The sequence below is a fragment of the Variovorax sp. RCC_210 genome (genome assembly GCF_041355175.1).
Classification (GTDB): domain Bacteria; phylum Pseudomonadota; class Gammaproteobacteria; order Burkholderiales; family Burkholderiaceae_C; genus Variovorax.
Window position 1 is genome coordinate 104,491 of sequence record NZ_JBFUPJ010000010.1, and the last position, 23,738, is coordinate 128,228.

Consider the following 23,738-nt stretch of genomic DNA (forward strand, 5'->3'; position numbering starts at 1 on the left):
GAGATACGGGCTTCAGCGTGCGTAGACGTTGAGGCCGGCGAAGAAGAAGGCGATTTCGTTCGCTGCGGTTTCCGGAGCGTCCGAACCGTGCACGGCGTTGGCGTCGATGCTGTCGGCGAAGTCGGCGCGGATGGTGCCGGCGGCTGCCTTCTTCGGGTCGGTGGCGCCCATCAGGTCGCGGTTCTTGGCGATGGCGTTGTCGCCTTCGAGCACTTGCACGAACACGGGGCCCGAGATCATGAACTCGACCAGGTCCTTGAAGAAGGGACGTTCCTTGTGCACGCCGTAGAACTGTTCGGCTTCGTTGCGCGACAGGTGCACCAGCTTGGCGGCGATGACCTTGAGGCCGGCAGCTTCAAAACGGGAAACGATCTTGCCGATGACGTTCTTTGCGACTGCGTCGGGCTTGATGATGGAGAGGGTACGTTCGATAGCCATTGAAATGCTTCCTGGAGCTTTGATTTTGAAGTGTTTTGTCACAACTGCAACGCATTGCTTGCGTCACCTGTCGACAAAGCCTCTGATTTTAACCGGCGCAGCCTTGCGGAATGGTGAAAACCCCGCGAAAGGCCGCGCTGCGGCGGCAGGCTTTCAGCGCCCGCGACGCCGTCCGCCGCCCTGCCCGGCCGGCCCGCCGAAACCACCGCCGCCGCTGCGGCGGCCCTGGCCTCCGCGCTGCTCCTTGCGCTGGCGCGAGAAGCTGTCGGCGCCGATGTAGCCCAGCGAGGTCTTCATCGGATCGGGCTGGTTGGCGCCGCTCGGTTGGCGGTCGTCGCCCTGGCGATTGCCGCCCTGGCGGTTGCCGGCGTTGCCGCCTCCACCACCGCCGCCATTTCCACCATTCCCACCGTTCCCACGACGGGCCTGGCCGCCTTGCGGAGGCCCGCCATTGCCGGGACCGCGGTTGTTCCGGGGACCACGGTCACCTCGGTCACCACGCGGAGGGCGGCCATCGCTCAGCGGGCTCGGAATCGGGGCCTCGCGACCGCCATCGTCACGCATGTCGCGCGGCTGGCCGCCACCCGTACCACCCGCGTTGCGATTGCCGCGGCGCTTCTTGTTGCGGCCATTGCGACCGTTTCCGCCGCCGTCCTGGCCGGGGCCTCGCGCCTGTTGCGGCGCCGGGCGCGCAGCCGCGCCGCCGGACGCCTGGAACAACGCACGGATGTCGCGCTCGTCGAGCTCCATCCACGCACCGCGCTTCAGCCCGCGCGGCAGCACCATCGCGCCGTAGCGGATGCGAATGAGCCGGCTGACCGCATGGCCCACCGACTCGAACAGCCGGCGCACTTCGCGGTTGCGACCTTCGGAAATGGTCACGCGGTACCAGCAATTGGAGCCTTCGCCGCCGCCCTCTTCGATGGTGCCGAACTGCGCCATGCCGTCGTCCAGGCGCACGCCGTCGAGCAGCTTGTGCTTCTCTTCGGTGGTGAGCGCGCCCAGCACGCGCACCGCGTACTCGCGCTCCAGGCCGAAGCGCGGGTGCATGAGCTGGTTGGCCAGGTCGCCGGAACTGCTGAAGAGCAGCAGGCCTTCGGTGTTCAGGTCGAGGCGGCCGACCGACTGCCACTTGCCCTGTTGCAGGCGCGGCAGCTTGCGGAACACGGTCGGGCGGTTCTGCGGGTCGTCGTGCGTCACCACTTCGCCCACGGGCTTGTGGTACGCGATGACGCGCGGCGGCGGCGGCGCGATACGGAAGCGAATCGGCTTGCCGTTGATCTTGACCTGGTCGCCGAACTGGATGCGCTGGCCGATGTGGGCCGGCTCGTTGTTGACGGAAATGCGGCCCTGGAGAATCAATGCTTCCATTTCGAGCCGTGAACCCAGGCCCGCCTGCGCCAGCACCTTGTGCAGCTTGGGCGAATCGGCCTCGGGCAGCAGCACGCGCTTGAGAGGCGGCACTTCCGGGCTTTCCTCGTCGGCATCGAACTGGCCGGAGATGACGTCGGCGAAGCGGATCGGCTCGGGCGGCAGGGCGTTGCGTTGCTCGCGCTCGGCGACGCGGCGGGCGCGATCGAGGTCGTCTTCTTCCTCGTCGGGCTCTTCCTCGTCGTCGTAGTCCTCGTCGTCCCCGTTGTCCCCGTCGTCCCCGCCATCGCGGTCCGACTGCTCGGGCTGCGGTTGCTGCCGGGCTTCAGGCGCAGGCGCCGGCTGGGCTGCTTGTTCGGCCACGGGAGCGACAGCGACCGGCGCCGCCACTTCGACAGGCGCAGCCGCGGCCACCACGGGCTGGACGGCTTCGGGCGCATCGACCACCGCCGGCGCCTCGGAAACGACCGCAGCTTCTTCAGCCACCGGCTTCTTCTTGCGAGGCGCGCGCGGCTTCTTGGGCGGCTCGGCTTCCACGGGTGCGGCGGACTCCGACGCAACAGCTTCCGGCGCTACCGATTCGATAGCATCACCTGCAGCCTTCTTGGGCGTGGTCGCACGTTTCTTCTTTTTGACTTCGGGTTCGGCAGGCAGCATGGCCGCGTCTTCGGTGTCGTTTGTGCTCATGAGGTTTTTCCGGAGGAAGGAGCGTGGGGGTCGGCCTCGTCCGCGGACGGGGCATCGGGTTCGGGGGCCGGTAGCGAGGCTTGAGCGGACGCAGGCTCCGGCGCTTCGGGTTGGAGGGTTTCGGGTTCGGGCTCGGCTGTTGCCGGCGCTTCGGGCTCGACGGGCAGAGCCTCCGTACGCTCGACGGACGCAACTTCTTCGGCAGCCTCGACAACTTGCGCCTGGGCCGCTTCGATCGCCACCGCAGCTTCTGCCACCGCAGCGGCATCGACCACTTCAGGCGCAGCGTCCATCGGCAAGCCCTGCTGCTCGCCCGAGGCACGCTCCAGCGCATCGACCAGTGCGGCCTGCTGTGCGGGCGTCTCGATCAGCGGCAGCTGGTCGAGCGAGGCCAGGCCCAGGTCGTCCAGGAACTGGCGCGTGGTCGCGTACAGCCCCGGGCGGCCCACGGTCTCGCGGTGGCCGATGACCTCGACCCAGCCACGGTCCTCGAGCTGCTTCAGGATCAGCGAGTTGATCGTCACGCCGCGAATGTCTTCCATGTCGCCGCGCGTGGCCGGCTGGCGGTACGCGATGATGGCCAGCGTCTCGAGCGCGGCGCGCGTGTAGCGCGGCGGTTTCTCGGGGTGCAGGCGGTCGAGGTGGTCGCGCATCTCCGGCCGGCTCTGAAAGCGCCAGCCGCTGCCCACGCTCACAAGCTCCAGGCCGCGTTGCGCCCAGTCTTCCTGCAATTCAAGCAACAGCACCTTGATGGTGTCCACACCCAACTCGTCGTCGAACAGCACGCGCATATCGCGCACCGGCAACGGTTGGCTCGAACAGATCAAGGCGGTTTCGAGAATGCGCTTGGCATCCGCCGTATTCATGGTTCGCGTTATCCGGGAAAAGGCGCCTCGGGGACGCTTGTTCAGAAGGATGAAAGGAGTAGGCGCTGCAGGCACGCGGCAGTTGCAACGCAAGGCCGGCCTCGGGTGGCCGGCGCGGCCCTCGGGCCGTCAGGCGCGATTGTAATCCAGCCCCCACGACTGCAAAGCCAGCACCAGGTCCGCCGGCGGCAGCGAACGAAACTCCAGCGGCGCCTGCGTGACCGGGTGCACGAACGCCAGCCTGAACGCATGCAGCGCCTGGCGTGACAGCCCCGCAGCCGGCGCACCGCCATACAGCGCATCGCCGACCAGCGGATGGCCGATCGACGCCATGTGCACGCGGATCTGGTGCGTGCGGCCAGTTTCGAGCGTGCACCGCACGGCGCAGCCCAGCGTGTTGCTGTCGAGCCGCTCGATCAGCGTGCGCGCCGTCTTGCCCGCGTTGCGCTCGAGGTCGACCACCGCCATGCGCAGCCGGTTGCGCGGGTCGCGGCCGATGGGGGCGTCCACCTGCCGGGCGGCCGCGCCCTCCCACGGCTTGTGGCCGACGGCCAGGTACTGCCGCTTGACATCGCGCGCCGCAATCAGCGCCACCATCGCGTCCATGGTGGCCCGGGTGCGCGCCACCACCATCAGCCCGCTGGTGTCGCGGTCCAGCCGGTGCACGATGCCGGCGCGCGGCAGCAGCACGGCCTTGGGGTCCAGCGCGAGCAGGCCGTTGAGCAGCGTGCCGCTCCAGTGGCCCGGCGCGGGGTGCACGACCAGCCCGGCGGGCTTGTCGACGATGCGCAGGTGCTCGTCCTCGTACACGGTGACGATGTCCATCGCCTCGGGCCGGAAGGCCTGGCTCTGGGGCGTCGGCCGCAGTTCGATCTGCCCGGCCTGCCCGGCCTTGACGGCGGCGGAGACTTTCTTGAGCGTCCGCCCCTGCAGCTCGACCGCGCCGGCCTCGATCAGCTGCTGCAGGTAGCTCCGGGAAAACTCGGGCACGAGCGCGGCCAGCGCACGGTCCAGCCGCTGGCCGTGCTGCGCCGCGTCGATGACGAAGGGCCGCAACTCGCTGGGCTCGATGGGGTCGGCGCCCTCCTCGAGTTCGGCCGCCTCCGCGGACTCGGGGACTTCAAGGATGGAGCCCAGGGGGTCGGTCGATATAATTGAGGGTAACTGTTTCACGAAAGCCGTATGTGATGTTTCGCGCCAAATTATCGGTCCCCACCTGGATCGCGCTCAGCGCGGCGGCTCTGCTAGCAGCTGGCTGCTCGTCGACCTCCGTCGACAAGACCGCGAACTGGAGTCCCAACAAGATCTACGCGGAAGCCAAGGACGAAGCCGGCTCGGGCGCCTACGACAAGGCCGTTCCCCTGTACGAGAAGCTCGAAGGGCGCGCCGCCGGCACCCCGCTCGCGCAGCAGGCCCAGCTCGAAAAAGCCTACGCCCAGTACAAGTCGGGCGAAAAGGCGGCGGCCATCGCCACCATCGACCGCTTCATGAAGTTGCATCCGGCCAGCCCCGCGATGGACTATGCGCTCTACCTGAAGGGCGTGATCAATTTCAACGACGACCTCGGCATGTTCGCCTTCATGACGCGCCAGGACCTGTCCGAGCGCGACCAGAAGGCGGCCAAGGAGTCGTTCGAGTCGTTCAAGGACCTCGTCACGCGCTTCCCTGATTCGCGCTACGCGCCCGATTCGCGCCAGCGCATGAACTACATCGTGAACTCGCTCGCACAGTATGAAGTTCACGTGGCCCGCTACTACTACTCGCGCGGCGCCTACCTGGCCGCCATCAACCGCGCGCAGATCGCGCTGTCCGACTACCGCGAAGTGCCGGCCCTCGAAGAGGCCCTGTTCATCATGGTCAAGTCGTACGACGCGCTCGGCATGAAGGACCTGCGCGACGACGCGCAACGCGTGCTGACCACCAACTATCCGAAGAGCGCCTACCTGGCGAACGGCTTCAAGGGCAAGGACGACCCTTGGTGGAAGCTCTGGTAAAGCCGGCCCGCGCGCGGTGGCGCGCCACGCTCAGTTCTTGAGCGCGTCCACCGCGGCGTCGAAGTCCGCTTCGCTTTCCAGCCGCCGCATCGGCGGCAACGCCGCCAGCAACCGGCGGCCGTAGCCCATGGCGACCAGGCGCGTGTCGCAGATCGCGAGCACGCCGCTGTCGGTTTCCCGCCGAATCAAACGCCCCGCCCCCTGCTTGAGCGCCACCGCGGCCTCTGGCAATGAATAGTCCGCGAACGAGCTGCGGCCCTGCGCCTCCAGCCGCTGCGAGCGCGCCTCGACCAGCGGATCGTTCGGCGGGGGGAACGGCAGCTTGTCGATCACCACCAGCTGCAGCGCATCGCCCGGGGCATCGAAGCCCTCCCAGAACGACGCCGACGCCACCAGCACGCAACCGGTGCGCCCGTCGCTCGCGCCTTCACGAAAGCGCTCCATCAGCACCCGCTTGGGCAGCTCGCCCTGCACCAGCACCTCGGGGCGCAGCGCGGCGTCGAGCAGCTCGAACTGCTGCTTCATGGTGTCGCCGATGGTGCGCAAGGCGCGCAGTGTGGTGGTCAGCACCAGCGTGCGCCCGCCGAGCTCGGTCGCGCCGCGCGCGGCCAGTTGCGCCACCCGCTGGCTGTGCGACGGATCGTTGGGCTTGGGAAAGGCGCGCGGCACGTACAGCGCCGCCTGCGACGCATAGTCGAACGGGCTCTTCACGCGCAGCACTTCCGCGTCGTGCAGGCCACAGGGTTCGGTGAACCAGCGCAGCGTGGGCTCGTCGCCCAGCGTGGCCGAGGTGAAGACCCAGGCGCGGCCGCCGTTTTCCCTGATTTCCTTTGCCGGCCGCTCCGCCGCAGAGCGCTCGCCGTACGCGTCCAGGCCGTCGTCTTCGACCTCGCCGGCGCGGCCTTCGAAACCGTCTTCGGCGTCGTCGTCTTCAGACTGCTCGTCCACGATCTTCAACACGCGCTTGCGCATCGCATCGGCGATGTCCAGCGGCGACTCGACCAGCCGCAGCTGCGAGCCCACGTCGACCCAGCGCACCGAATCGACCGCGCACGGCAAGGCGAAGCGCGCCGTGCGCTTCGCGATCTGCCTCGCGCGCTCGTGCAGCCGCACGAAGTCGGGCGAAATCTCGCTCACGGTCGCCAGGCCTTCGGCCGCCAGCTCGAACGAATGCTGCAGGTCGTCGAGCGCGCGCTGCCATGCCTCGGGGTCCACGCCTTCGGGCGACGCGCCCAGCCAGCGCAGCTTGGCGCCAGGCCATTGCTTGCCGACCACCAGCCGCAGCTCGCGCGCCGCACGCTCGACGCCGGCCACCAGTTGCTGCCAGTCGACCAAACCGCGTGCGTGCTGCAGGCCCGCGCCAAGCATGTCGCGCGCGAAGTCCAGCGCCTGCCCGCTGCCGAGCTGCGCGCCCAGGAACTGCACGCCCGTTTCGTTGAGCTGGTGCGCCTCGTCGAACACCACCACGCTCACGGTCGGCAGCAGTTCGGCCATGCCCGTCTCGCGCACCGCGAGGTCGGCGAAGAACAGGTGGTGGTTGATGACCACGATGTCGGCCGCCAGCGCCTCGCGCCGCGCCAGGTTGACGTGGCACGGCTTGAACTGCGGACACTGCGCGCCCAGGCAGTTCTCGCGCGTGGAGGTGATCAAGGGAATGAGCGGCGAGCGCTCGTCGAGCCCGGGCAGCTCGGCCAGGTCGCCGGTGCGCGTGGCCTTCGACCATTGCTCGATCTTGGCCAGCGTGCGCAGGCTGCCCCGCTCGGGCAGCGAGGCGTCGTGGCGCGCCATGTCGAGCCGGTGCAGGCACAGGTAGCTGCCGCGCCCCTTGAGCAGCGCGGTGCGCACCGGCAGCCCGAAGGCTTCGACCAGTCGCGGCAGGTCGCGGCCGAACAGCTGGTCCTGCAGGGTCTTGGTGGCGGTCGAGAGCAGCACGCGCTCGCCGCTCAGCAGGGCCGGCACGAGGTAGGAGAAGGTCTTGCCGACCCCCGTGCCCGCCTCGACCACCAGCACGCCGCCCTGGTCGATGGTGCGTGCCACGGCCATGGCCATTTCGGTCTGGCCCGAGCGTTCGCGGAATTGCTCGGCGGCACGCGACAGCGCGCCGTCCTGCGCGAAGGCGTCGCGCACCTGGTCTTCGAGCGTACCGCTCACGCCGGCTCTTTCGGGTCGAGCACGTTCTCGAGGCGCGTGACCTGGTCGCGCAGCGCGAGCCGGCGTTTTTTCAGCCGGCGCAGCAGCAGCTCGTCTTGCGGCGAGCCTTCGGACAACCGGTCGATGGTGGCGTCGAGATCGGCATGCTCGATGCGCAGTTCGATCAGCTGGCGGGAAAGGGAGTGAAGATTGGAGTCCAACGGTGGGGCGCGCTCGCCTGGGTTTTCGCGGCGCTTGTTCATTCGATAATACGTCCTGACACGACCCCCAGCGACGACAGACTCACGCGCTTCAGGCGCATATGCCTCATGACTCAAGGCTTTCGACTTGCCGCGGCCACCGGACTCCACAAGGGAGACCGCCCGTACCAACAAGACCAGGTGATGGTCATGAGTCACCCCCGCGTGGCGGGCTGCGTGCTCGGCGTGGTGGCCGACGGCATGGGCGGGCGCAGCGGCGGCCGCAAGGCCTCCGACCAGGTGCTGATGACCGCGCGCCAGCTCTTCGCGCGCTACCAGCCTGGCCGAGACGACCCGCAAGCAGTGCTGCGGCAGATACTGGAAGACTCGCACATGGTCATCAAGCTGACCGCCGTGTCCAGCGAGCAGGAACCGCACAGCACGCTGGCCGCCTTCCTCATGAACCCGAAGGGCGACTGCGCCTGGATCCACGCCGGCGACTCGCGCATCTACCACTTCCGCGACGGGCTGCTGGTGAAGCGCACGCGCGACCATTCGTACGTGCAGGTGCTCATCGACCGCGGCCAGATCACCGAGGCCGAGGCCAATATCCATCCGCAGGGCAACATCCTGCTCGGCTGCCTGGGCATGGCGACCACGCCGCCGCCGGTCGACCCACACTATATCGAGAAGCTGGAGCCCGGCGACCTGCTGATGGCATGCAGCGACGGTCTGTGGCACTACTTCAGCGTCGAGGAAATGGCGAGCGTGCTTTATTCGCATCCGCCGCGCGACGCGGCCGAGATTTTGGTGGGTGAAGCGCGACGCCGCGCTCGCGGCACGGGCGACAACATCTCGATCGCCGTGCTGAAGCTCGACGCGCTGCCGCCGAGCGCCTGAGCGTTTTCAACCGAAGGTTGTCCCGGCGCGCTCGGCGCGCCGGCGACGAGGCCGCAGCCTCCGGGGCCGGCGCCGGCAATGGCGCACCACGCGGCTTACCCGGGTTGGCGTTGCGCCGTTCCCGGTCGGCCCTGTGCGCCTCGGCGCGCTTGAGCTTGTCTTCGTACCGCTGGACTGCCACTGGCGCGTCGGCCTTGCGCTGGGCGGCCTTGGCCTGCTCGTCGGCATGTGCCTTTTGCTTGGACTGGAACTCGCGCTCGCGCTGGGCCGCATCGGCGGCCGTCGCGGCGCGGCTGGTGGCATGGTCGGCGGCGCGCTGCTCGCGGTCCTTCTGGTTCTGCACCGATTCCTGCTGCTTCTGGGGCGTGTCCTGCGCGCGCTGCTGGCCGGCCTTCTGGTCGAGCTTCTGCAGCTCGGCCGCGCCGCTGCGCTGGCGCTGGATGTCGTTGATCGCGGTTTCCTGGCGCTTGATGTTGTCGGCTTCCTTGCGGCGCCGCTCGCGGCTCTCGCGCAGGCAGTCTTCCACGGCGAATTTCTTGTAGCAGACGGCCCGCTCTTCGAGAAAGCGCTTCTCGATGGCCTCGCGCTCGGTCGACAGCCGGCGCTTCTCGGCTTCCAGGTCGGCATTGCCCGCCGCGGCATTGGACTGCGCCCACATCGGCAGGCTGGCCAAGGTCATGAGCAGGGCAAGGACGATTTTTTTCATGTGAGTCGGGTGTCGACGATGCGGCGTTCCAGGGCAAGAAACTCGCTCGACTGCATTTCAGTGAGCCGGGAGACCGTGCGCGGAAACTCGTGCGACAGCGGCCCCTCGGTGTACAACGCCTCGGGCGGAACCTCTGCCGACATGATGAGCTTGCAGCGCCGGTCGTACAAGACGTCCACCAGCCAGGTGAAACGGCGTGCTTCCGAGGCCATGCGCACCGGCATGTGCGGCACGTCGGACAGCAGCACCGTGTGGTACTGGCTGGCGATCTCGAGGTAGTCGTTCTGCGAGCGGGGGCCGCCGCACAGCGTCTTGAAATCGAACCAGACCACGCCGCCGGCCTTGCGCAGCGCGCGGATCTCGCGCTGCTCGATGTGCAGGATGGGGCTTTCGTCGGCCGTCTCGGCCAGCTTGTCGAAGGCCTTGCGCATTTCCTTCTCGGCGGCCGCGTCGTTCGGCGTGAGGTACATGCGCAGTTGCTCGAGCGTGCGGCGCCGGTAGTCGGTGCCGTTGTCCACGCTCAGCACCTCGAGCTTCTGGTTCAGCAGCGCGATGGCCGGCAGGATGCGGTCGCGGTGCAAGCCACCGGGATACAGGTCGTCGGGCTTGAAGTTCGAGGTGGTCACGAAGCCCACGCCGTTCTCGAACAGCGACACCAGCAGCCGATGAAGAATCATCGCGTCGGTGATGTCCGCCACATGAAACTCGTCGAAGCAGATGAGCTTGTAGCGCTTGGAAATGCGCAGGCCCAGTTCGTCCAGCGGATTGACCGTGCCCTGCAGCTCGCGCAGTTCGCGGTGCACTTCTCGCATGAACTCGTGAAAGTGCAGCCGCGTCTTGCGCCGCAGCGGCACGGCGTTGAAGAACAGGTCCATCAGGAAGCTCTTGCCCCGCCCGACGCCACCGTACATGTAGACGCCGCGCGGAAGCTCCGGCCGGTTGATGAACTTCTTCAGCGCGTTCGAACGCTGGGCCTTGTACTCGGCCCATTCGTTGGCGCAACGGTCCAGCGCCTCCACGGCACGCAGCTGCGCGGGATCGCTGTGGAACCCGCGCGTGGCGAGCTCCGCCTCATAGGCCTGTTTGACGCTGGTCAAGAGATCTGGCGATCAGAAGTTCAGCGTGCGCTTGTCCACGGCCAGTGCCGCTTCCTTCGTGGCTTCCGACAGCGACGGGTGCGCGTGGCAGATGCGGGCGATGTCCTCGGCGCTGGCCTTGAACTCCATGGCCACCACGGCTTCGGAGATCAGCTCGCTCACCTGCGGGCCCACCATGTGCACGCCCAGGATCTCGTCGGTCGTGGCGTCGGCCAGGAACTTGACCATGCCGGTCGTGTCGCCCAGCGCGCGTGCGCGGCCGTTCGCCAGGAACGGGAAGGTGCCGGCCTTGTAGGCGCGGCCTTCGGCCTTGAGCTGCTGCTCGGTCTGGCCGACCCACGCGATTTCGGGGTGCGTGTAGATCACCCACGGAATCGTGTTGAAGTTGACATGGCCGTGCTGGCCGGCAATGCGCTCGGCCACGGCAACGCCCTCTTCCTCGGCCTTGTGCGCCAGCATCGGGCCGCGCACCACGTCGCCGATGGCCCACACGTTGGGCAGGTTGGTCTTGCACTCGCCGTCGACGTTGATCGCACCGCGCTCGTCGAGCGCGAGGCCCACGGCTTCGGGGTTCAGGCCGATGGTGTTGGGCACGCGGCCGATCGACACGATGAGCTTGTCGACGTCCAGCACCTGGGCTTCGCCCTTGGCATTGGTCCAGGCGATGGACACGCCCTTCTTGCCGGACTTGATCTCGCCGACCTTCACGCCGAGCTCGATCTTCAGGCCCTGCTTGTCGAAGGCCTTCTTGGCTTCCTTGGCGATCTGCTCGTCCACCGCGCCCAGGAAGGTCGGCAGTGCTTCGAGCACCGTGACTTCCGCGCCGAGGCGACGCCACACCGAACCCATTTCCAGGCCGATGACGCCGGAGCCGATCAGGGCCAGCTTCTTGGGCACGGCGCCGACGCGCAGCGCGCCGTCGTTCGACAGGATGTTTTCTTCGTCGAACGGCGCACCCGGCAGCGCGCGGGCGTTGGAGCCCGTGGCCAGGATGATGTGCTTGCCGACGATGGTTTCTTCGGCGGCACCGGCCACCTTGATTTCATAGCCACCTTCGGCGGCCTTCACGAACGAGCCGCGGCCGTGGAACGACGCGATCTTGTTCTTCTTGAACAGGTAGGTGATGCCGTCGTTGTTCTGCTTCACGACCTGGTCCTTGCGGGCCAGCATCTTGCCGATGTCCAGCGACAGGCCCGACACGTTGATGCCGTGGTCGGCAAAGCCGTGACCGGCGTGCTCGAAGTGCTCCGACGATTGCAGCAGCGCCTTCGAGGGGATGCAGCCGACGTTGGTGCAGGTGCCGCCGAGGGCGGGGCCGCCCTTGGCGTTCTTCCACTCGTCGATGCAGGCCACGTTGAAGCCGAGTTGAGCGGCGCGGATGGCGGCAATGTAGCCGCCGGGGCCGCCGCCGATGACGATGACGTCGAATTGTTTGCTCATTGGGTTTCCGTTTCAGTTGGCGCGCGTCACTGGAGGGGTGACCTTCGCGGGACACCGCGGAACCGGCATCGCCGGACCGCGGGTGTCGCCCCCCTTTCAGGGGGCCGGGCGAAGCGACACGGGTGCGCGCAGCCTGGGAGGGATCAGATACCGATCAGATGTCGAACAGCAGGCGCGACGGGTCTTCCAGCGCTTCCTTCATGGCGACCAGGCCCAGGACGGCTTCGCGGCCGTCGATGATGCGGTGGTCGTAGCTCATGGCCAGGTAGTTCATCGGACGGATCACGATCTGGCCGTTTTCCACCACGGCGCGGTCCTTGGTGGCGTGCACGCCCAGGATGGCCGACTGGGGCGGGTTGATGATCGGGGTCGAGAGCATCGAACCGAAGGTGCCGCCGTTGGAGATGGAGAACGTGCCGCCGGTCATGTCTTCGATGCCCAGCTTGCCGTCTTGCGCCTTCTTGCCGAACTCGGCGATCTTCTTCTCGATGTCGGCGAAGCTCATCTGGTCGGCGTTGCGCAGGATCGGAACGACCAGGCCGCGCGGCGAACCGACAGCGATGCCGATGTCGAAGTAGCCGTGGTACAGGATGTCGTTGCCGTCGACCGATGCGTTGATCACCGGGTACTTCTTCAGCGCGTGCACCGCGGCCTTCACGAAGAAGGACATGAAGCCCAGCTTCACGCCGTGTTCCTTGGTGAAGCTGTCCTGGAAGCGCTTGCGCAGCTCCATGACGGGCGCCATGTTCACTTCGTTGAACGTGGTCAGGATGGCGTTGGTCGACTGCGATTGCAGCAGGCGCTCGGCGATGCGGGCGCGCAGGCGGCTCATCGGCACGCGCTGTTCCGGACGCTCGCCCAGGTCGGGCGCGCCGGTGGGTGCGCTCACCTGTTGCAGCGCGGGCTTGGCAGCCGGCGCGGGAATGGCGGCGGCAGGCTTGGCGCCCGAGGCGACCGCGCCGAGCACGTCACCCTTGGTGACGCGGCCGTCCTTGCCGGTACCGGCCACGTCGCCGGTCTTCAGGTTGTTGTCGGCCAGCAGCTTGGCGGCGGCGGGCATGGCCACGTCCGACTTCGAGCCACCGGTGGCGGCGGCAGCGGCTGCCGGGGCAGGTGCCGCTGCGGCCGGCGCGGCCGCGGGGGCTGCTGCCGCCGGTGCGGGGGCCGAAGCCTTGCCTTCGGTGTCGATGCGGGCGATCAGCTGCTCGGCCACCACGGTGGCGCCGTCGGGCTGCACGATCTCGGCCAGCACGCCGGCCGAAGGCGCGGGCACTTCCAGCACGACCTTGTCGGTCTCGATCTCGATCAGGATTTCATCGACGGCGACGGCATCGCCGGCCTTCTTCTTCCAGGTGAGCATGGTGGCCTCGGCCACGGATTCGGAGAGCTGGGGAACTTTGACTTCTACGATAGACATTTGGAGAGAGCTCCGTTTTGTTCTTGAGGGTGTTCGTGTGAAAGGGAACGGGTTTTACTTGGTCAGCACGAAGCCCTTGAGCTTGCCAAATGCGCCATCCACGAGCGCCTTCTGCTGTTCCTGGTGCAGGTGCGAGTAGCCCACCGCCGGCGATGCCGAAGCGGCACGGCCGGAGTAGCCGAGCTTCTGGCCGTCCTGCATGTTTTCGTGGATGTAGTGCTGCACGAAGAACCAGGCGCCCTGGTTCTGCGGCTCGTCCTGGCACCACACCACGTCCACGAGGTTGGGGTACTTCTTGATTTCCGCGGCAAAGGCCTTGTGCGGGAACGGGTAGAGCTGCTCGACGCGGATGATCGCCACGTCGTCGTTGCCCTGCTCCTCGCGCTTCTTCGCCAGGTCGTAGTAGACCTTGCCCGAGCAGGCGATCAGGCGCTTGACCTTCTCGGCCTTCAGGCCCTTGCTGTCGGGAATGACGGTCTGGAAGCTGCCCTTGGTGAACTCGCCCAGCGGCGAGGTCGCGTCCTTGTTGCGCAGCAGCGACTTCGGCGTGAGGATGACCAGCGGCTTGCGCAGGTTGCGCACCATCTGGCGGCGCAGCACGTGGAAGATCTGGCTGGCCGTGGTGGGTTGCACCACCTGCATGTTGGTGTCCGCGCTCAGCTGCATGAAGCGCTCCAGGCGTGCCGAGCTGTGCTCGGGGCCCTGGCCTTCGTAGCCGTGCGGCAGCATCATGGTCAGGCCGTTGACGCGGCCCCACTTCACTTCGCCGGAGGCGATGAACTGGTCGATCACCACCTGCGCGCCGTTCACGAAGTCGCCGAACTGGGCTTCCCAGATCACGAGCGTGTTCGGGTCGTTCGACGCATAGCCGTATTCGAACGCGAGCACGGCCTCTTCCGACAGGATGGAGTCGATGACGACGAACGGGGCCTGGTTGTCGGCCACGTTCTGCAGCGGCGTGTAGGTGCCGGTGTCGAACTTCTCGCGGTTCTGGTCGTGCAGCACGGCGTGGCGGTGCGTGAACGTGCCGCGGCCCGAGTCTTCGCCCGACAGGCGAACCGGGTAGCCGCTGGCCACCAGCGAGGCGAAGGCCATGTGCTCGCCCATGCCCCAGTCGACGTTCACGTCGCCGCGGCCCATGGCGGCGCGGTCGTCCAGCACCTTCTTCACCAGCGGGTGCACGGTGAAGCCTTGCGGCACGGTGGTGATCTTCTCGGCCAGGCGCTTCCATTCGGTGGACGGAATGGCGGTGTCGCCGGCGTCGGTCCACTTCTTGTTGAGGTACGGGCTCCAGTCGACGGCGTACTTGCTCTTGAAGTTGGTGAGCACCGGGTCGACGGTGTTCTTGCCTTCGTCGAAGGCCGCGCGCTGCGCCTTGACCATGTCGTCGCCGAGCGTGTCGCCCAGGCCTTGCGTAGCCAGCTTGTCGGCGTACAGCTTGCGCGTGCCGGGGTGCTGGGCGATCTTCTTGTACATCAGCGGCTGGGTGAGCGAGGGGGTGTCCTGCTCGTTGTGCCCCAGCTTGCGGAAGCAGATGATGTCCACGACCACGTCCTTCTGGAACTCCATGCGGAAGTCCAGCGCGAGTTGGGTGGCGAGCACCACGGCCTCCGGGTCGTCGCCGTTCACGTGGAGCACCGGCGCATCGACCATCTTCACGATGTCCGTGCAATACAGCGTCGAGCGGCTGTCGCGCGGGTCGCTGGTGGTGAAACCGATCTGGTTGTTGATGACGATGTGCACCGTGCCGCCGGTGGAATAGCCACGCGTCTCGGCCAGCGCCAGCGTTTCCATCACGACGCCCTGGCCTGCGAAGGCGGCGTCGCCGTGCACGATCACGGGCAGCACCTGCTTGCCCAGCGGGTCGCCGCGGCGGTCCATGCGGGCACGCACCGAGCCTTCGACCACGGGGTTCACGATTTCGAGGTGCGAGGGGTTGAACGCGAGGCTCAGGTGCACCGGGCCGCCGGGGGTCGTCACGTCGGAGCTGAAGCCCTGGTGGTACTTGACGTCGCCGCTGGGCAGCTCTTCGGGTGCGGTGTGGTCGAACTCGGCGAACAGGTCGGCCGGCATCTTGCCGAGCGAGTTGACCAGCACGTTCAGGCGGCCGCGGTGGGCCATGCCGATCACGATTTCCTGCACGCCCTTGACGCCGGCCTGGTTGATCAGCTCGTCCATCGAGACGATGAAGCTTTCGCCGCCTTCGAGCGAGAAGCGCTTCTGGCCGACGTACTTGGTGTGCAGGAAGCGCTCGAGGCCTTCAGCGGCCGTGAGGCGGTTCAGCACGTGCTTCTTCTGCTCGCCGCTCAGCTTGGGGTTGGTGCGGGCGCTTTCGAGCCGCTGCTGCCACCAGCGCTTGTGCGTGTGGTCGGTGGTGTACATGTACTCGGCGCCGATGGTGCCGCAGTACGTTTCACGCAGCGCGTTCAGCAGGTCGCGCAGGGACATGGTGTCCTTGCCGAAGAAGGTGTTGCTGGTGTTGAACACCGTCTCGAGGTCGGCGTCGGTGAAGCCGTAGAACGAGGGCTCGAGTTCCGGGATGACGGGACGCTCGGCGCGCTTGAGCGGGTCGAGGTCGGCCCAGCGGGCGCCGACGTTGCGGTAGGCGGCGATCAGCTGCTGGACGGCGGTGCGCTTGCGGCCGAGCTCGGAGTCGGCGCCGCTGGCCACCACGACCTTGGTCGTGCCCTGCTTCGCGCGTTCGGCGAAGGCGTTGATGACGGGCAGGTGGGGAACGTCGCGGGTGTTCGTGCCGTCGCCGGCGGGAACGTTCTGCAGGGCGTCGAAGTACGAGCGCCAGTTGTCTGGAACGCTGCCGGGGTTGGCGAGGTAGTTTTCGTACATCTCTTCGACATAGGGCGCGTTGCCGCCGAAGAGGTAGGTGTTGCCTTGATAGGCGGTGTACGCCGATGGCGTCGATGAATCGCTCATGATCCGCTGACCTTCGCTTCCCTGAGGGAAGCACTAGCTGGTTAAGAAACCTTCCGCGACACGGCTGAACCGATTGGCGGATGCGACTGTGGCTGGGGAAGGGCCTGAGTACCTTGGCATTGTGCCACGTCAACCATATGACGGTTCCAAGGGGGACTGCAACCCCCTCCAGGGCTAACTCAGGGCGAAGAGAGTAACTGTTTGATCTGCTGCAGCGTCGCCGGGTCGTCGATGGTGGTCAGGTCGCCGGGGTCGCGCTGCTCGCACACGGCCTGGATGGCGCGGCGCAGCAATTTGCCGCTGCGGGTCTTGGGCAGCCCGCTCACGAAGCGCACGCGCGCCGGCCGCGCGAGCGCGCCGAGCTGGTCGGCCACCACTTTCATGATCTCGCCTTCCAGCCTGAGCGCCGCGTCTGCGTCGGCCACGGCCTTGCCGTCCTTGGGCACGACGAAGGCCATGGCGACCTGCCCTTTCAGCGCGTCGGCCACGCCCACCACCGCCACCTCGGCCACGTTGGCGTGGCCGGAGATGCTCTCCTCGATCTCGCGCGTGCCCAGCCGGTGGCCCGCCACGTTGATCACGTCGTCGGTGCGTCCGAGGATGTAGAAGTAGCCGTCCGCGTCCCGAATGCCCCAGTCGAAGGTCGAATAGACCATCTTGCCGGGCACGCTCTGCCAGTAGGTCTTGACGAAGCGCGCGTCGTCCTTCCACACGGTCTGCATGAAGCCGGGCGGCGTCGGCCCCTCGACCACGACCACGCCCTTTTCGTTCGCGCCGGTCAGCTCCTCGCCGGTCGATTCGTGAAGGATCTTGATGCGGTAGCCGTACATGGGCACGCCCGGGCTGCCGAACTTGCTGGCCTTGGCCTCCACGCCGTTGGCGATGGTGATCATCGGCCAGCCCGATTCGGTCTGCCAGTAGTTGTCGATGATGGGCACGCCCAGCCCCTCGCTGATCCAGCGCGCCGTGGGCTCGTCCAGCGGCTCGCCGGCCAGGAACAGCGCGCGCAGGCTCGACAGGTCGTACTTCTTCAGCAAGGCCGGGTCCTGCTTCTTCAGCACGCGCACCGCGGTGGGCGCGCTGAACATCACCGTCACCTTGTACTTCTCGACCAGGCGCCACCAGATGCCGCCGTCGGGCTGCCGGTCGATGCCCTGCGTGGGCAGGCCTTCGTACATCAGCGTGGCCATGCCGGCGATGAGCGGGCCGTACACGATGTAGCTGTGGCCCACCACCCAGCCGATGTCGCTGGTCGAGAAATAGGTTTCGCCGGGCCGGCCGTCGAAGATGTGCTTCATGCTCGCGGCCAGCGCCACGGCGTAGCCGCCCACGTCGCGCTGCACGCCTTTGGGCTTGCCGGTGGTGCCGCTGGTGTAGATGGTGTAGCTGATGTCGGTCGAGGCCAGCCAGGTGCAGGGCACCACCGCGTCCATGTGCTTGTGCCGCAACTCGCTCGCCAGGTGGTCGCGCCCGGCCGTCAGGTCCATGGGCGCGAGGCCGCGGTCGGTCAGCAGCACGGCCGCGGGCTTGTGCGTCGACAGGCGGATCGCCTCGTCGAGCAGCGGCTTGTACGCAATGACCTTGCCGCCGCGCGAACCCGCGTCGGCGCTCACGATCACCTTGGGCTCGGCGTCTTCGATGCGCGTGGCCAGCGAGCCGCTGGCAAAGCCGCCGAACACCACGCAGTGCACCGCCCCGATGCGGGCGCAGGCCAGCATCGCAAAGGCTGCCTCGGGAATCATCGGCATGTAGATGAGCACGCGGTCGCCCTTGCCCACGCCCAGTTCCAGCAGGCTGGCCGCGGTGCGCTGCACCTCGGCGTGCAGCTCGGTGAAGCTGTAGCTCTTCTCGACGCCGGTTTCGGTCGACACGAAGACCAGCGCCGGCTGCTCACCCCGCGCGGCCAGGTGCCGGTCGACCGCGTTGTGGCACAGGTTGGTGGTACCGCCGACGAACCAGCGCGCGAACGGCGGGTTGCTGGCGTCGAGGATCTGCCGGGCGGGCGTTTGCCAGTCGATCAGCCTGGCCTGTTCGGCCCAGAAGGCCTCGGGCGCGTCGATGGACTGGCGATAGAACTCTTCGTAGCGGCTCATCTGGCGGTGTCTCCTTGTTATGTGCATCCGGTTCGGGCGGGCAAGGCCAGAAACTGAATTCATAATTATGGAGACCGATCTTGCAGCAAGCTGACGACCGGGACAACCCGGTCAAGCCCCATCAGCAGCCCCTCAACAACCCTTTCACAGCCCTCCAGCGACCTGCTCGGGGCCGCGCCTCAGTTCAGCGAATCAGCGCCTGCAGCTCACGGAACGCGGGGTGTTCGGCGGTGCGCAGCCACTCGAAGCCGACCATCTCGGTCGTCACCAGTTCGGCGCCCGCGCCCGCCAGCCGGTCGAAGGCGGCATCGCGGTTGCGCTCGGTGCGCGAGCTGCAGGCGTCGGTGACCACCCAGACCTCGAACTCGTCTTCGAGCAGGTCGAGCGCCGTCTGCAGCAGGCAGACATGCGCTTCGCAGCCGGCAATGACGATGGTGTTGCGCTCTTCGGCCGCGGCCTGCGGCTTCTGCAGGTGCTTGGGCAGGCTGCGGGCATTGCCCTGCGGCGCGGCCTTGGCCGGTGCGCGCAGCCATTCGCCGAGCCCCTCTTCCACGCCGCTGAAATGCATCTTGGCCAGCGTCTTGCGGCACAGCGCGCGAATGTCCGGCAGGTTCTCGCCCAGCTTGGACGGGTTCTGCTCGGTGCCCCACACGGGCACCTCGACCATCTGCGCCATCTTTGCGAGCCGCACCGCGTTCTGCGCCACGGCCTCGCTCTCGAAGACGGCAGGCATCAGCCGCGCCTGGTAGTCGACCAGCACGAGTTGGGAGAGCGAGGCGTCGAGCAGCATGAATTCTTCTTTCCGGGAAACAGAGAGGGGGCGGGTGAGAGACAGGGGTTGGCGGGTTAAACCGTACCACCGAACAAATCGATCGGTGCTCCAATTATCGAACCGATGGTCGGCCACGGCCGCTTCCGCCTCTCTGGCGCCATCGGAGCCATCGCAGACATTGGAGACAAGCACGATGAACGCCCCGCTCCCCGGCCCTTCGCTGATGTCCGCGCTCGATTACCGCGAATCGCTGCGCCGCTACAAGCCCACCGTGTTCGTCGACGGCCGCCGTGTCGACAGCGTGGCCGACGAGCCGGCGTTCCAGCCCGGCATCAACGCCATCGCGCTGACCTACGACTACGCGCGCAAGCAGGAATACGAGCCGCTCATGACCGCCGTGCAGCACACCAGCGGCAAGCGGGTGAACCGGCTCTCGCACATCAACACCAGCTCGGGCGACCTGCTCAACAAGCTCGAGGCCGTGCGGCTGGTGTGCCAGGAAACCGGCTGCGCGCAGCGCTACCTGACGCACGACGCGCTCAACGCCATCGCGCAGGTGTCGGCGCGCATCGACGACGCGCGCGGCAGCACCGAGCACACCGCGCGCTTCCACGACTACCTGCACCGCGTGCAGGACCAGGACCTGACGCTGGGCGTGGCCATGACCGACGCCAAGGGCGACCGCAGCCGCCGCCCGCACGAGCAGGCCAACGTCGACAGCTACCTGCACGTGGTCGAGCGCAACGCGCGCGGCATCGTCATCTCGGGCACCAAGGCCATCGTGACCGGCGCACCCTACGTGCACGAACTGCTGGTCATGCCCTGCCGCAACATGGGCCGCGAAGACGCCGACTTCGCCGTCTGCTGCGCCGTGCCGCTGGACGCGCCCGGCCTCACCATCGTCGCGCGCCCCGCGGGCCGGCCCGGCGAGAAGCTGGAGCACGGCGACGCCCTGTTCAGCCGCAAGTACGGCCAGAGCACCGGCGTGTGCATGTTCGACAAGGTGTTCGTGCCCTGGGAGCGCGTGTTCTACGCGGGCGACAACGGCACCTGGGAGCACTCGGGCCACCTCACCTACAGCTACGCCACGCACCACCGCCACAGCTGCATCGGCGCGCGCGCCGGCTTCGGCGACCTGCTGATCGGCGCGGGCGCGCTCATGTGCGAGGCCAACGGCTTCGACCCCGGCAAGGAAAGCCACCTGCGCGAGCAGATGGTCGAGCTCATCACCATCACCGAGAGCTTCTTCGCCTGCGGCGTGGCGGCCAGCGTGTACGGCAAGGCCGACGCGCACTGCGAGGTGTTCATGCCCGACCCGGTGTTCAGCAACATCGGCAAGCTGCTGCTGGCCACGAAGATCTACGACATGCACCGCATCGCGCACTACGTGAGCGGCGGCCTCATCGTCACCCTGCCCGGCCCCGACGAAGACCACAACCCCGAGACCGCCGCGCGCCTGTCGGAGGTGCTGCGCGCCAACCCGGCCATTCCGTACGAGCAGCGCATCGAGACGGCGCGCTTCATCGAAGACCTCGCGGCCGGCTACCAGGGCGGCTGGTACAGCGTGATCAGCCTGCACGGCGGCGGCTCGCCAGCCGCCATGAAGCAGGAAATCTGGCGCAACTACCCGGTCGGCTCGAAGGTGGAGCTGGTCGAACGCATCCTCGAGCGCGGCATTGCGGCCGATGGCTCGCCCGCCGCCGCGCCGCACGACCCGGCCCGCGCCATCACGAAGAACCGCCAGCCCGGCAAATGCTGCGACACCGGCTGCACCACGCCCGGCCAGCCGGTGATGGTCGACCTGCCTGCCTCCTTGCGCCCCTAGACTGGCGCGCATGAAGTTCTTCCCGAAGCGATGGGGCCTGGTGGCGCTGGGCCTGGGCGCCGCGCTGTTCTTCTCGGCGTGCGGCGGCATGCGCAAGACGACGGTGCCGCTGGCGACTTCGCTCGACAAGACCACCTGCGTGCGCAACGCCGACACCCTGCTCGTGATGCTCCCGGGCCTGTACTCGACCCCGGACGAATTCGAGCGCGAAGGCTTCGTGCGCGCGGTGCGCGACAACCGGCTGGCCGCCGACGTGATGCTGGTCGACGCGCACATCGGCTACTACAAAGACAAGAAGATCCTCGAGCGCCTGGCCGCGGACGTGATCGCGCCCGCGCGCCGCCAGGGCTACGCGCACATCTGGCTGGTCGGCATTTCGCTCGGCGGCTTCGGCAGCCTGCTCTATGCGCAGACGCACCCCGGCGAACTGGCCGGGCTCGTGACGATCGCGCCGTACCTGGGCGAGCGCACGCTGGGCACCGACATCGCCAACGCGGGCGGGCTGGCGAAGTGGAACGGGCCGCTGGGCGATGCGTCCGCCGGCACGCCGCGCACACCGAACGAAACGCAGCTGTGGCAATGGCTGCGCGGCTACGTGGGCTTCACGCAGACCGGCGGCGCGCGGCCACCGCTCTACCTCGGCTACGGCCTGGACGACCGCTTCGTCTTCAGCCACCGGCTGCTGGCCGGGGCCTTGCCGCCGGCGCGCGTCTTCACGACCGAAGGCGGTCACGACTGGCCCGAATGGCGGCGCCTGTGGCAGCGCATGCTGCCCACGCTGCCGTTGCCGGGCTGCCCCGGCTAGCGTCGCGGGACAGCGCGGGGCGGCTCAGTTCGGCTTCAGGCGCAACAGCTTGCCGTCGCCTTCATCGGTCAGCACGTACAGCAGGCCGTCCGGCCCCTGCTTCACATCGCGGATGCGCGCGCGCCCTTCTTCCAGCAGCTTGTGCTCGGCGACCACCTTGCCGTTGTTCAGCTCGATGCGGTCGAGGTAGCCGAACTTGAGAGAGCCCACGAACAGGTTCCCCTTCCAGCCCGCGCCGTAGCGGTCGCTGGTCAGGAACGCCATGCCCGACGGCGCGATCGACGGCACCCAGTAGTGCAGCGGCTGCTCCATGCCGTCCTTGGCGGTGATGCCGTCGCCGATCTTGCCGCCGCCGTAGTTCTCGCCGTAGGTGATCACGGGCCAGCCGTAATTGCGGCCGGCCTGCGGAATGTTGATTTCGTCGCCGCCCTGCGGACCGTGCTCGGTCATCCAGAAGCGGCCGTCGGGCGCAAGCGTGGCGCCCTGCCCGTTGCGGTGGCCGTAGCTCCAGATTTCGGGCAGCGCGCCCGCCTTGCCGACGAAGGGGTTGTCCTTGGGCACCGAGCCGTCCTTGGCGATGCGCACGACCTTGCCCAGGTGGTTGTCGAGCTTCTGCGCGTCTTCCTTGCGGCTGAAGCGATCGCCCAGCGTGAGAAACAGCGTGCCGTCGCGCGCCTCGACGATGCGGCAGCCGAAATGCGCGCTGCTCGCAACCTTCGGCTGCTGGCTGAAGATGACTTTCAGCGCCTCGAGCCTGCTGCCGTCGGCCGACAGGTTGGCGCGCGCCAGCGCGGTGCTGTTGGCCCCGCCGCTGGCGGCCGGTTCGGAGAAGCAGAAGTACAGCGTGCGGTTCTTATCGAAGCCCGAGTCGGCCAGCACGTCGAGCAGGCCGCCCTGGCCGCTGGCCGCGATGCGCGGCAGCCCGGTGATCGGCGCTCCGACCTTGCCATTCGCCTCGACGAGCCTAAGGCGCCCCGGCTTTTCCGTGACCACGAAGCGGCCGCCCGGCAAGAAGGTGACGCCCCAGGGGTTTTCGAGGCCCGACGCGACGACTTCGGGCGTTGCTTGCGCCATGGCGGAGCCCGCGAAACCGGTTCCCGCGAGCGCCATAACGGCGCCTAAGAGGCTGAGAAACGGCTTGTATTGAAAGTTCATGGCTTTTGTCGAGAGTTGAGGCGATCTTGACGAAAGATAGCCGCCAGATCCATCCAGGCCATCAATCCACCCGCGCTCCGAAGGCCCACTGCAGGTCAACCACTTATGGTCAATAAACGTTCGCCGTTACATTTTTTCTTCGGCCGATTCGAAAAACTCAATGTAAATCAATGACTTACATTAGTTTTCGCTAATTCTTTTTAAATTGACATAACCGCGCGTCATCAATATCCTACGCGCCATGCGTTTTTTCGTCCTACCCGCGTCCCTCCTATTTGCCGTCGCTGTCCATGCAGCCCCTCAACAGGATAAAACCGATGACGAGTTGGCACGAATGCTGGCCGACAAGGGCCTGATCGGGCAGCTCAAGCAGGTCCGCCAGACCGTCACCGAGCGCACGTCCGACCTGGTCGTGACCGCCATCGGTTTTCTCGGCGTCCCGTACCGCCGCGGGGGCAACACCGCCGAATCGGGCTTCGACTGCAGCGGCTTCGTCCGCGCCATGTACAACCAGACGGTCGGCCACATGCTCCCCCGCCGCGCCGAAGAGCAGGCAGCCGCCACCGAGAAGATCGACGCCAGCCAGCTCAAGCCCGGCGACCTCGTGTTCTTCAACACCATGCGCCGCGCCTTCAGCCATGTCGGCATCTATGTTGGCGAAGGCAAGTTCATCCATTCCCCCCGCTCCGGCGCACAGGTTCGTGTGGAAGACATGAACGGCAGCTACTGGCAACGCCGCTTCGACGGCGCCCGCCGCGTGCTCGGCGGCCCGACCGACGAAGTGAAGGCCGCGGCGGCCATGGCCCGCACCGGCGACTGAGCTTCCAGCGCTCCAGACGAAAAAAATCCCGCCGCGGCGGGATTTTTTTATGGGCGCCCAGTGGGCTTGGTGGGCGCCCTTTTTCCTTCGA

General features: G+C 67.3%; 18 protein-coding genes. 5 read left to right on the forward strand and 13 right to left on the reverse strand.

All coding sequences use genetic code 11. The features are described 5' to 3' along the window. Positions 1 to 12: 12 nt before the first annotated feature. From ndk to AB6807_RS25330, 4 genes are all read right to left on the reverse strand, one after another. Positions 13 to 438: a nucleoside-diphosphate kinase gene (ndk, locus tag AB6807_RS25315; protein WP_116907288.1), complete on the reverse strand. Its 426-nt coding sequence runs from the start codon at positions 436 to 438 to the stop codon at positions 13 to 15. Positions 439 to 591: 153 nt separating this feature from the next. Next, the gene (locus AB6807_RS25320; protein WP_371086706.1) at positions 592 to 2,496 is read right to left on the reverse strand and encodes a pseudouridine synthase; all 1,905 of its coding nucleotides are present in this window, start codon (positions 2,494 to 2,496) and stop codon (positions 592 to 594) included. Continuing rightward, positions 2,493 to 3,362, reverse strand: coding sequence for an SMC-Scp complex subunit ScpB (scpB, locus tag AB6807_RS25325; protein WP_371086707.1), 870 nt, complete (start codon positions 3,360 to 3,362; stop codon positions 2,493 to 2,495). The genes AB6807_RS25320 and scpB overlap by 4 nt, the downstream gene beginning before the upstream one ends. Before the next feature lie 129 nt (positions 3,363 to 3,491). Further along, positions 3,492 to 4,517, reverse strand: a complete 1,026-nt coding sequence (locus AB6807_RS25330) for an RluA family pseudouridine synthase (RefSeq protein WP_371086837.1) — start codon at positions 4,515 to 4,517, stop codon at positions 3,492 to 3,494. A 32-nt stretch (positions 4,518 to 4,549) separates the two neighbouring features. Here AB6807_RS25330 and AB6807_RS25335 point away from each other — a divergent pair, with 32 nt between their 5' ends. Next, on the forward strand, positions 4,550 to 5,356 hold the full coding sequence (locus AB6807_RS25335; RefSeq protein ID WP_116907285.1) for an outer membrane protein assembly factor BamD: 807 nt from the start codon (positions 4,550 to 4,552) through the stop codon (positions 5,354 to 5,356). Positions 5,357 to 5,386: 30 nt separating this feature from the next. On the opposite strand, the gene AB6807_RS25340 is transcribed toward AB6807_RS25335, so the two are convergent. Together AB6807_RS25340 and AB6807_RS25345 are read right to left on the reverse strand one after the other, a co-directional pair. Then, positions 5,387 to 7,507: an ATP-dependent DNA helicase gene (locus AB6807_RS25340; RefSeq protein ID WP_371086708.1), complete on the reverse strand. Its 2,121-nt coding sequence runs from the start codon at positions 7,505 to 7,507 to the stop codon at positions 5,387 to 5,389. Further along, entirely contained in the window at positions 7,504 to 7,707 is a 204-nt protein-coding gene (locus tag AB6807_RS25345; RefSeq protein WP_116907835.1) for a YdcH family protein, read from the reverse strand. Before AB6807_RS25345 ends, AB6807_RS25340 begins: the two co-directional genes overlap by 4 nt. A 108-nt stretch (positions 7,708 to 7,815) precedes the next feature. Between AB6807_RS25345 and AB6807_RS25350 the strand changes: the two genes are divergently transcribed. Continuing rightward, on the forward strand, positions 7,816 to 8,586 hold the full coding sequence (locus AB6807_RS25350; RefSeq protein WP_116907283.1) for a PP2C family serine/threonine-protein phosphatase: 771 nt from the start codon (positions 7,816 to 7,818) through the stop codon (positions 8,584 to 8,586). Between the two features lie 702 nt (positions 8,587 to 9,288). On the opposite strand, the gene zapE is transcribed toward AB6807_RS25350, so the two are convergent. The 6 genes from zapE to AB6807_RS25380 all read right to left on the reverse strand — a co-directional run bounded on the left by zapE (position 9,289) and on the right by AB6807_RS25380 (position 19,060). Beyond that, a complete protein-coding gene (zapE, locus tag AB6807_RS25355; protein WP_116907281.1) occupies positions 9,289 to 10,389 on the reverse strand; it encodes a cell division protein ZapE in 1,101 nt (366 codons plus the stop codon). Between the two features lie 12 nt (positions 10,390 to 10,401). Then, the gene (gene lpdA, locus AB6807_RS25360; RefSeq protein ID WP_116907280.1) at positions 10,402 to 11,829 is read right to left on the reverse strand and encodes a dihydrolipoyl dehydrogenase; all 1,428 of its coding nucleotides are present in this window, start codon (positions 11,827 to 11,829) and stop codon (positions 10,402 to 10,404) included. Positions 11,830 to 11,983: 154 nt separating this feature from the next. After that, complete coding sequence (odhB, locus tag AB6807_RS25365) at positions 11,984 to 13,246, reverse strand: 2-oxoglutarate dehydrogenase complex dihydrolipoyllysine-residue succinyltransferase (protein ID WP_371086709.1); 1,263 nt, start codon at positions 13,244 to 13,246, stop codon at positions 11,984 to 11,986. A 54-nt stretch (positions 13,247 to 13,300) separates the two neighbouring features. After that, entirely contained in the window at positions 13,301 to 16,177 is a 2,877-nt protein-coding gene (locus AB6807_RS25370; RefSeq protein ID WP_116907278.1) for a 2-oxoglutarate dehydrogenase E1 component, read from the reverse strand. Between the two features lie 179 nt (positions 16,178 to 16,356). Next, positions 16,357 to 18,297 (reverse strand): propionate--CoA ligase, encoded by a 1,941-nt coding sequence (locus tag AB6807_RS25375; RefSeq protein WP_371086710.1) that lies wholly within the window; start codon positions 18,295 to 18,297, stop codon positions 16,357 to 16,359. A gap of 157 nt (positions 18,298 to 18,454) precedes the next feature. Next, positions 18,455 to 19,060 (reverse strand): isochorismatase family protein, encoded by a 606-nt coding sequence (locus AB6807_RS25380; protein WP_116907276.1) that lies wholly within the window; start codon positions 19,058 to 19,060, stop codon positions 18,455 to 18,457. Between the two features lie 175 nt (positions 19,061 to 19,235). Here AB6807_RS25380 and AB6807_RS25385 point away from each other — a divergent pair, with 175 nt between their 5' ends. After that, entirely contained in the window at positions 19,236 to 20,867 is a 1,632-nt protein-coding gene (locus AB6807_RS25385) for a 4-hydroxyphenylacetate 3-hydroxylase family protein (RefSeq protein WP_371086711.1), read from the forward strand. A 10-nt stretch (positions 20,868 to 20,877) separates the two neighbouring features. Next, complete coding sequence (locus tag AB6807_RS25390; RefSeq protein ID WP_371086712.1) at positions 20,878 to 21,672, forward strand: alpha/beta fold hydrolase; 795 nt, start codon at positions 20,878 to 20,880, stop codon at positions 21,670 to 21,672. A 24-nt stretch (positions 21,673 to 21,696) separates the two neighbouring features. On the opposite strand, the gene AB6807_RS25395 is transcribed toward AB6807_RS25390, so the two are convergent. After that, positions 21,697 to 22,782, reverse strand: a complete 1,086-nt coding sequence (locus tag AB6807_RS25395; protein WP_371086838.1) for a PQQ-dependent sugar dehydrogenase — start codon at positions 22,780 to 22,782, stop codon at positions 21,697 to 21,699. A gap of 286 nt (positions 22,783 to 23,068) precedes the next feature. On the opposite strand from AB6807_RS25395, the gene AB6807_RS25400 reads away from it, so the two are divergent. Beyond that, positions 23,069 to 23,647, forward strand: a complete 579-nt coding sequence (locus tag AB6807_RS25400) for a C40 family peptidase (protein ID WP_116907272.1) — start codon at positions 23,069 to 23,071, stop codon at positions 23,645 to 23,647. The last annotated feature ends 91 nt before the right edge of the window (positions 23,648 to 23,738 follow it).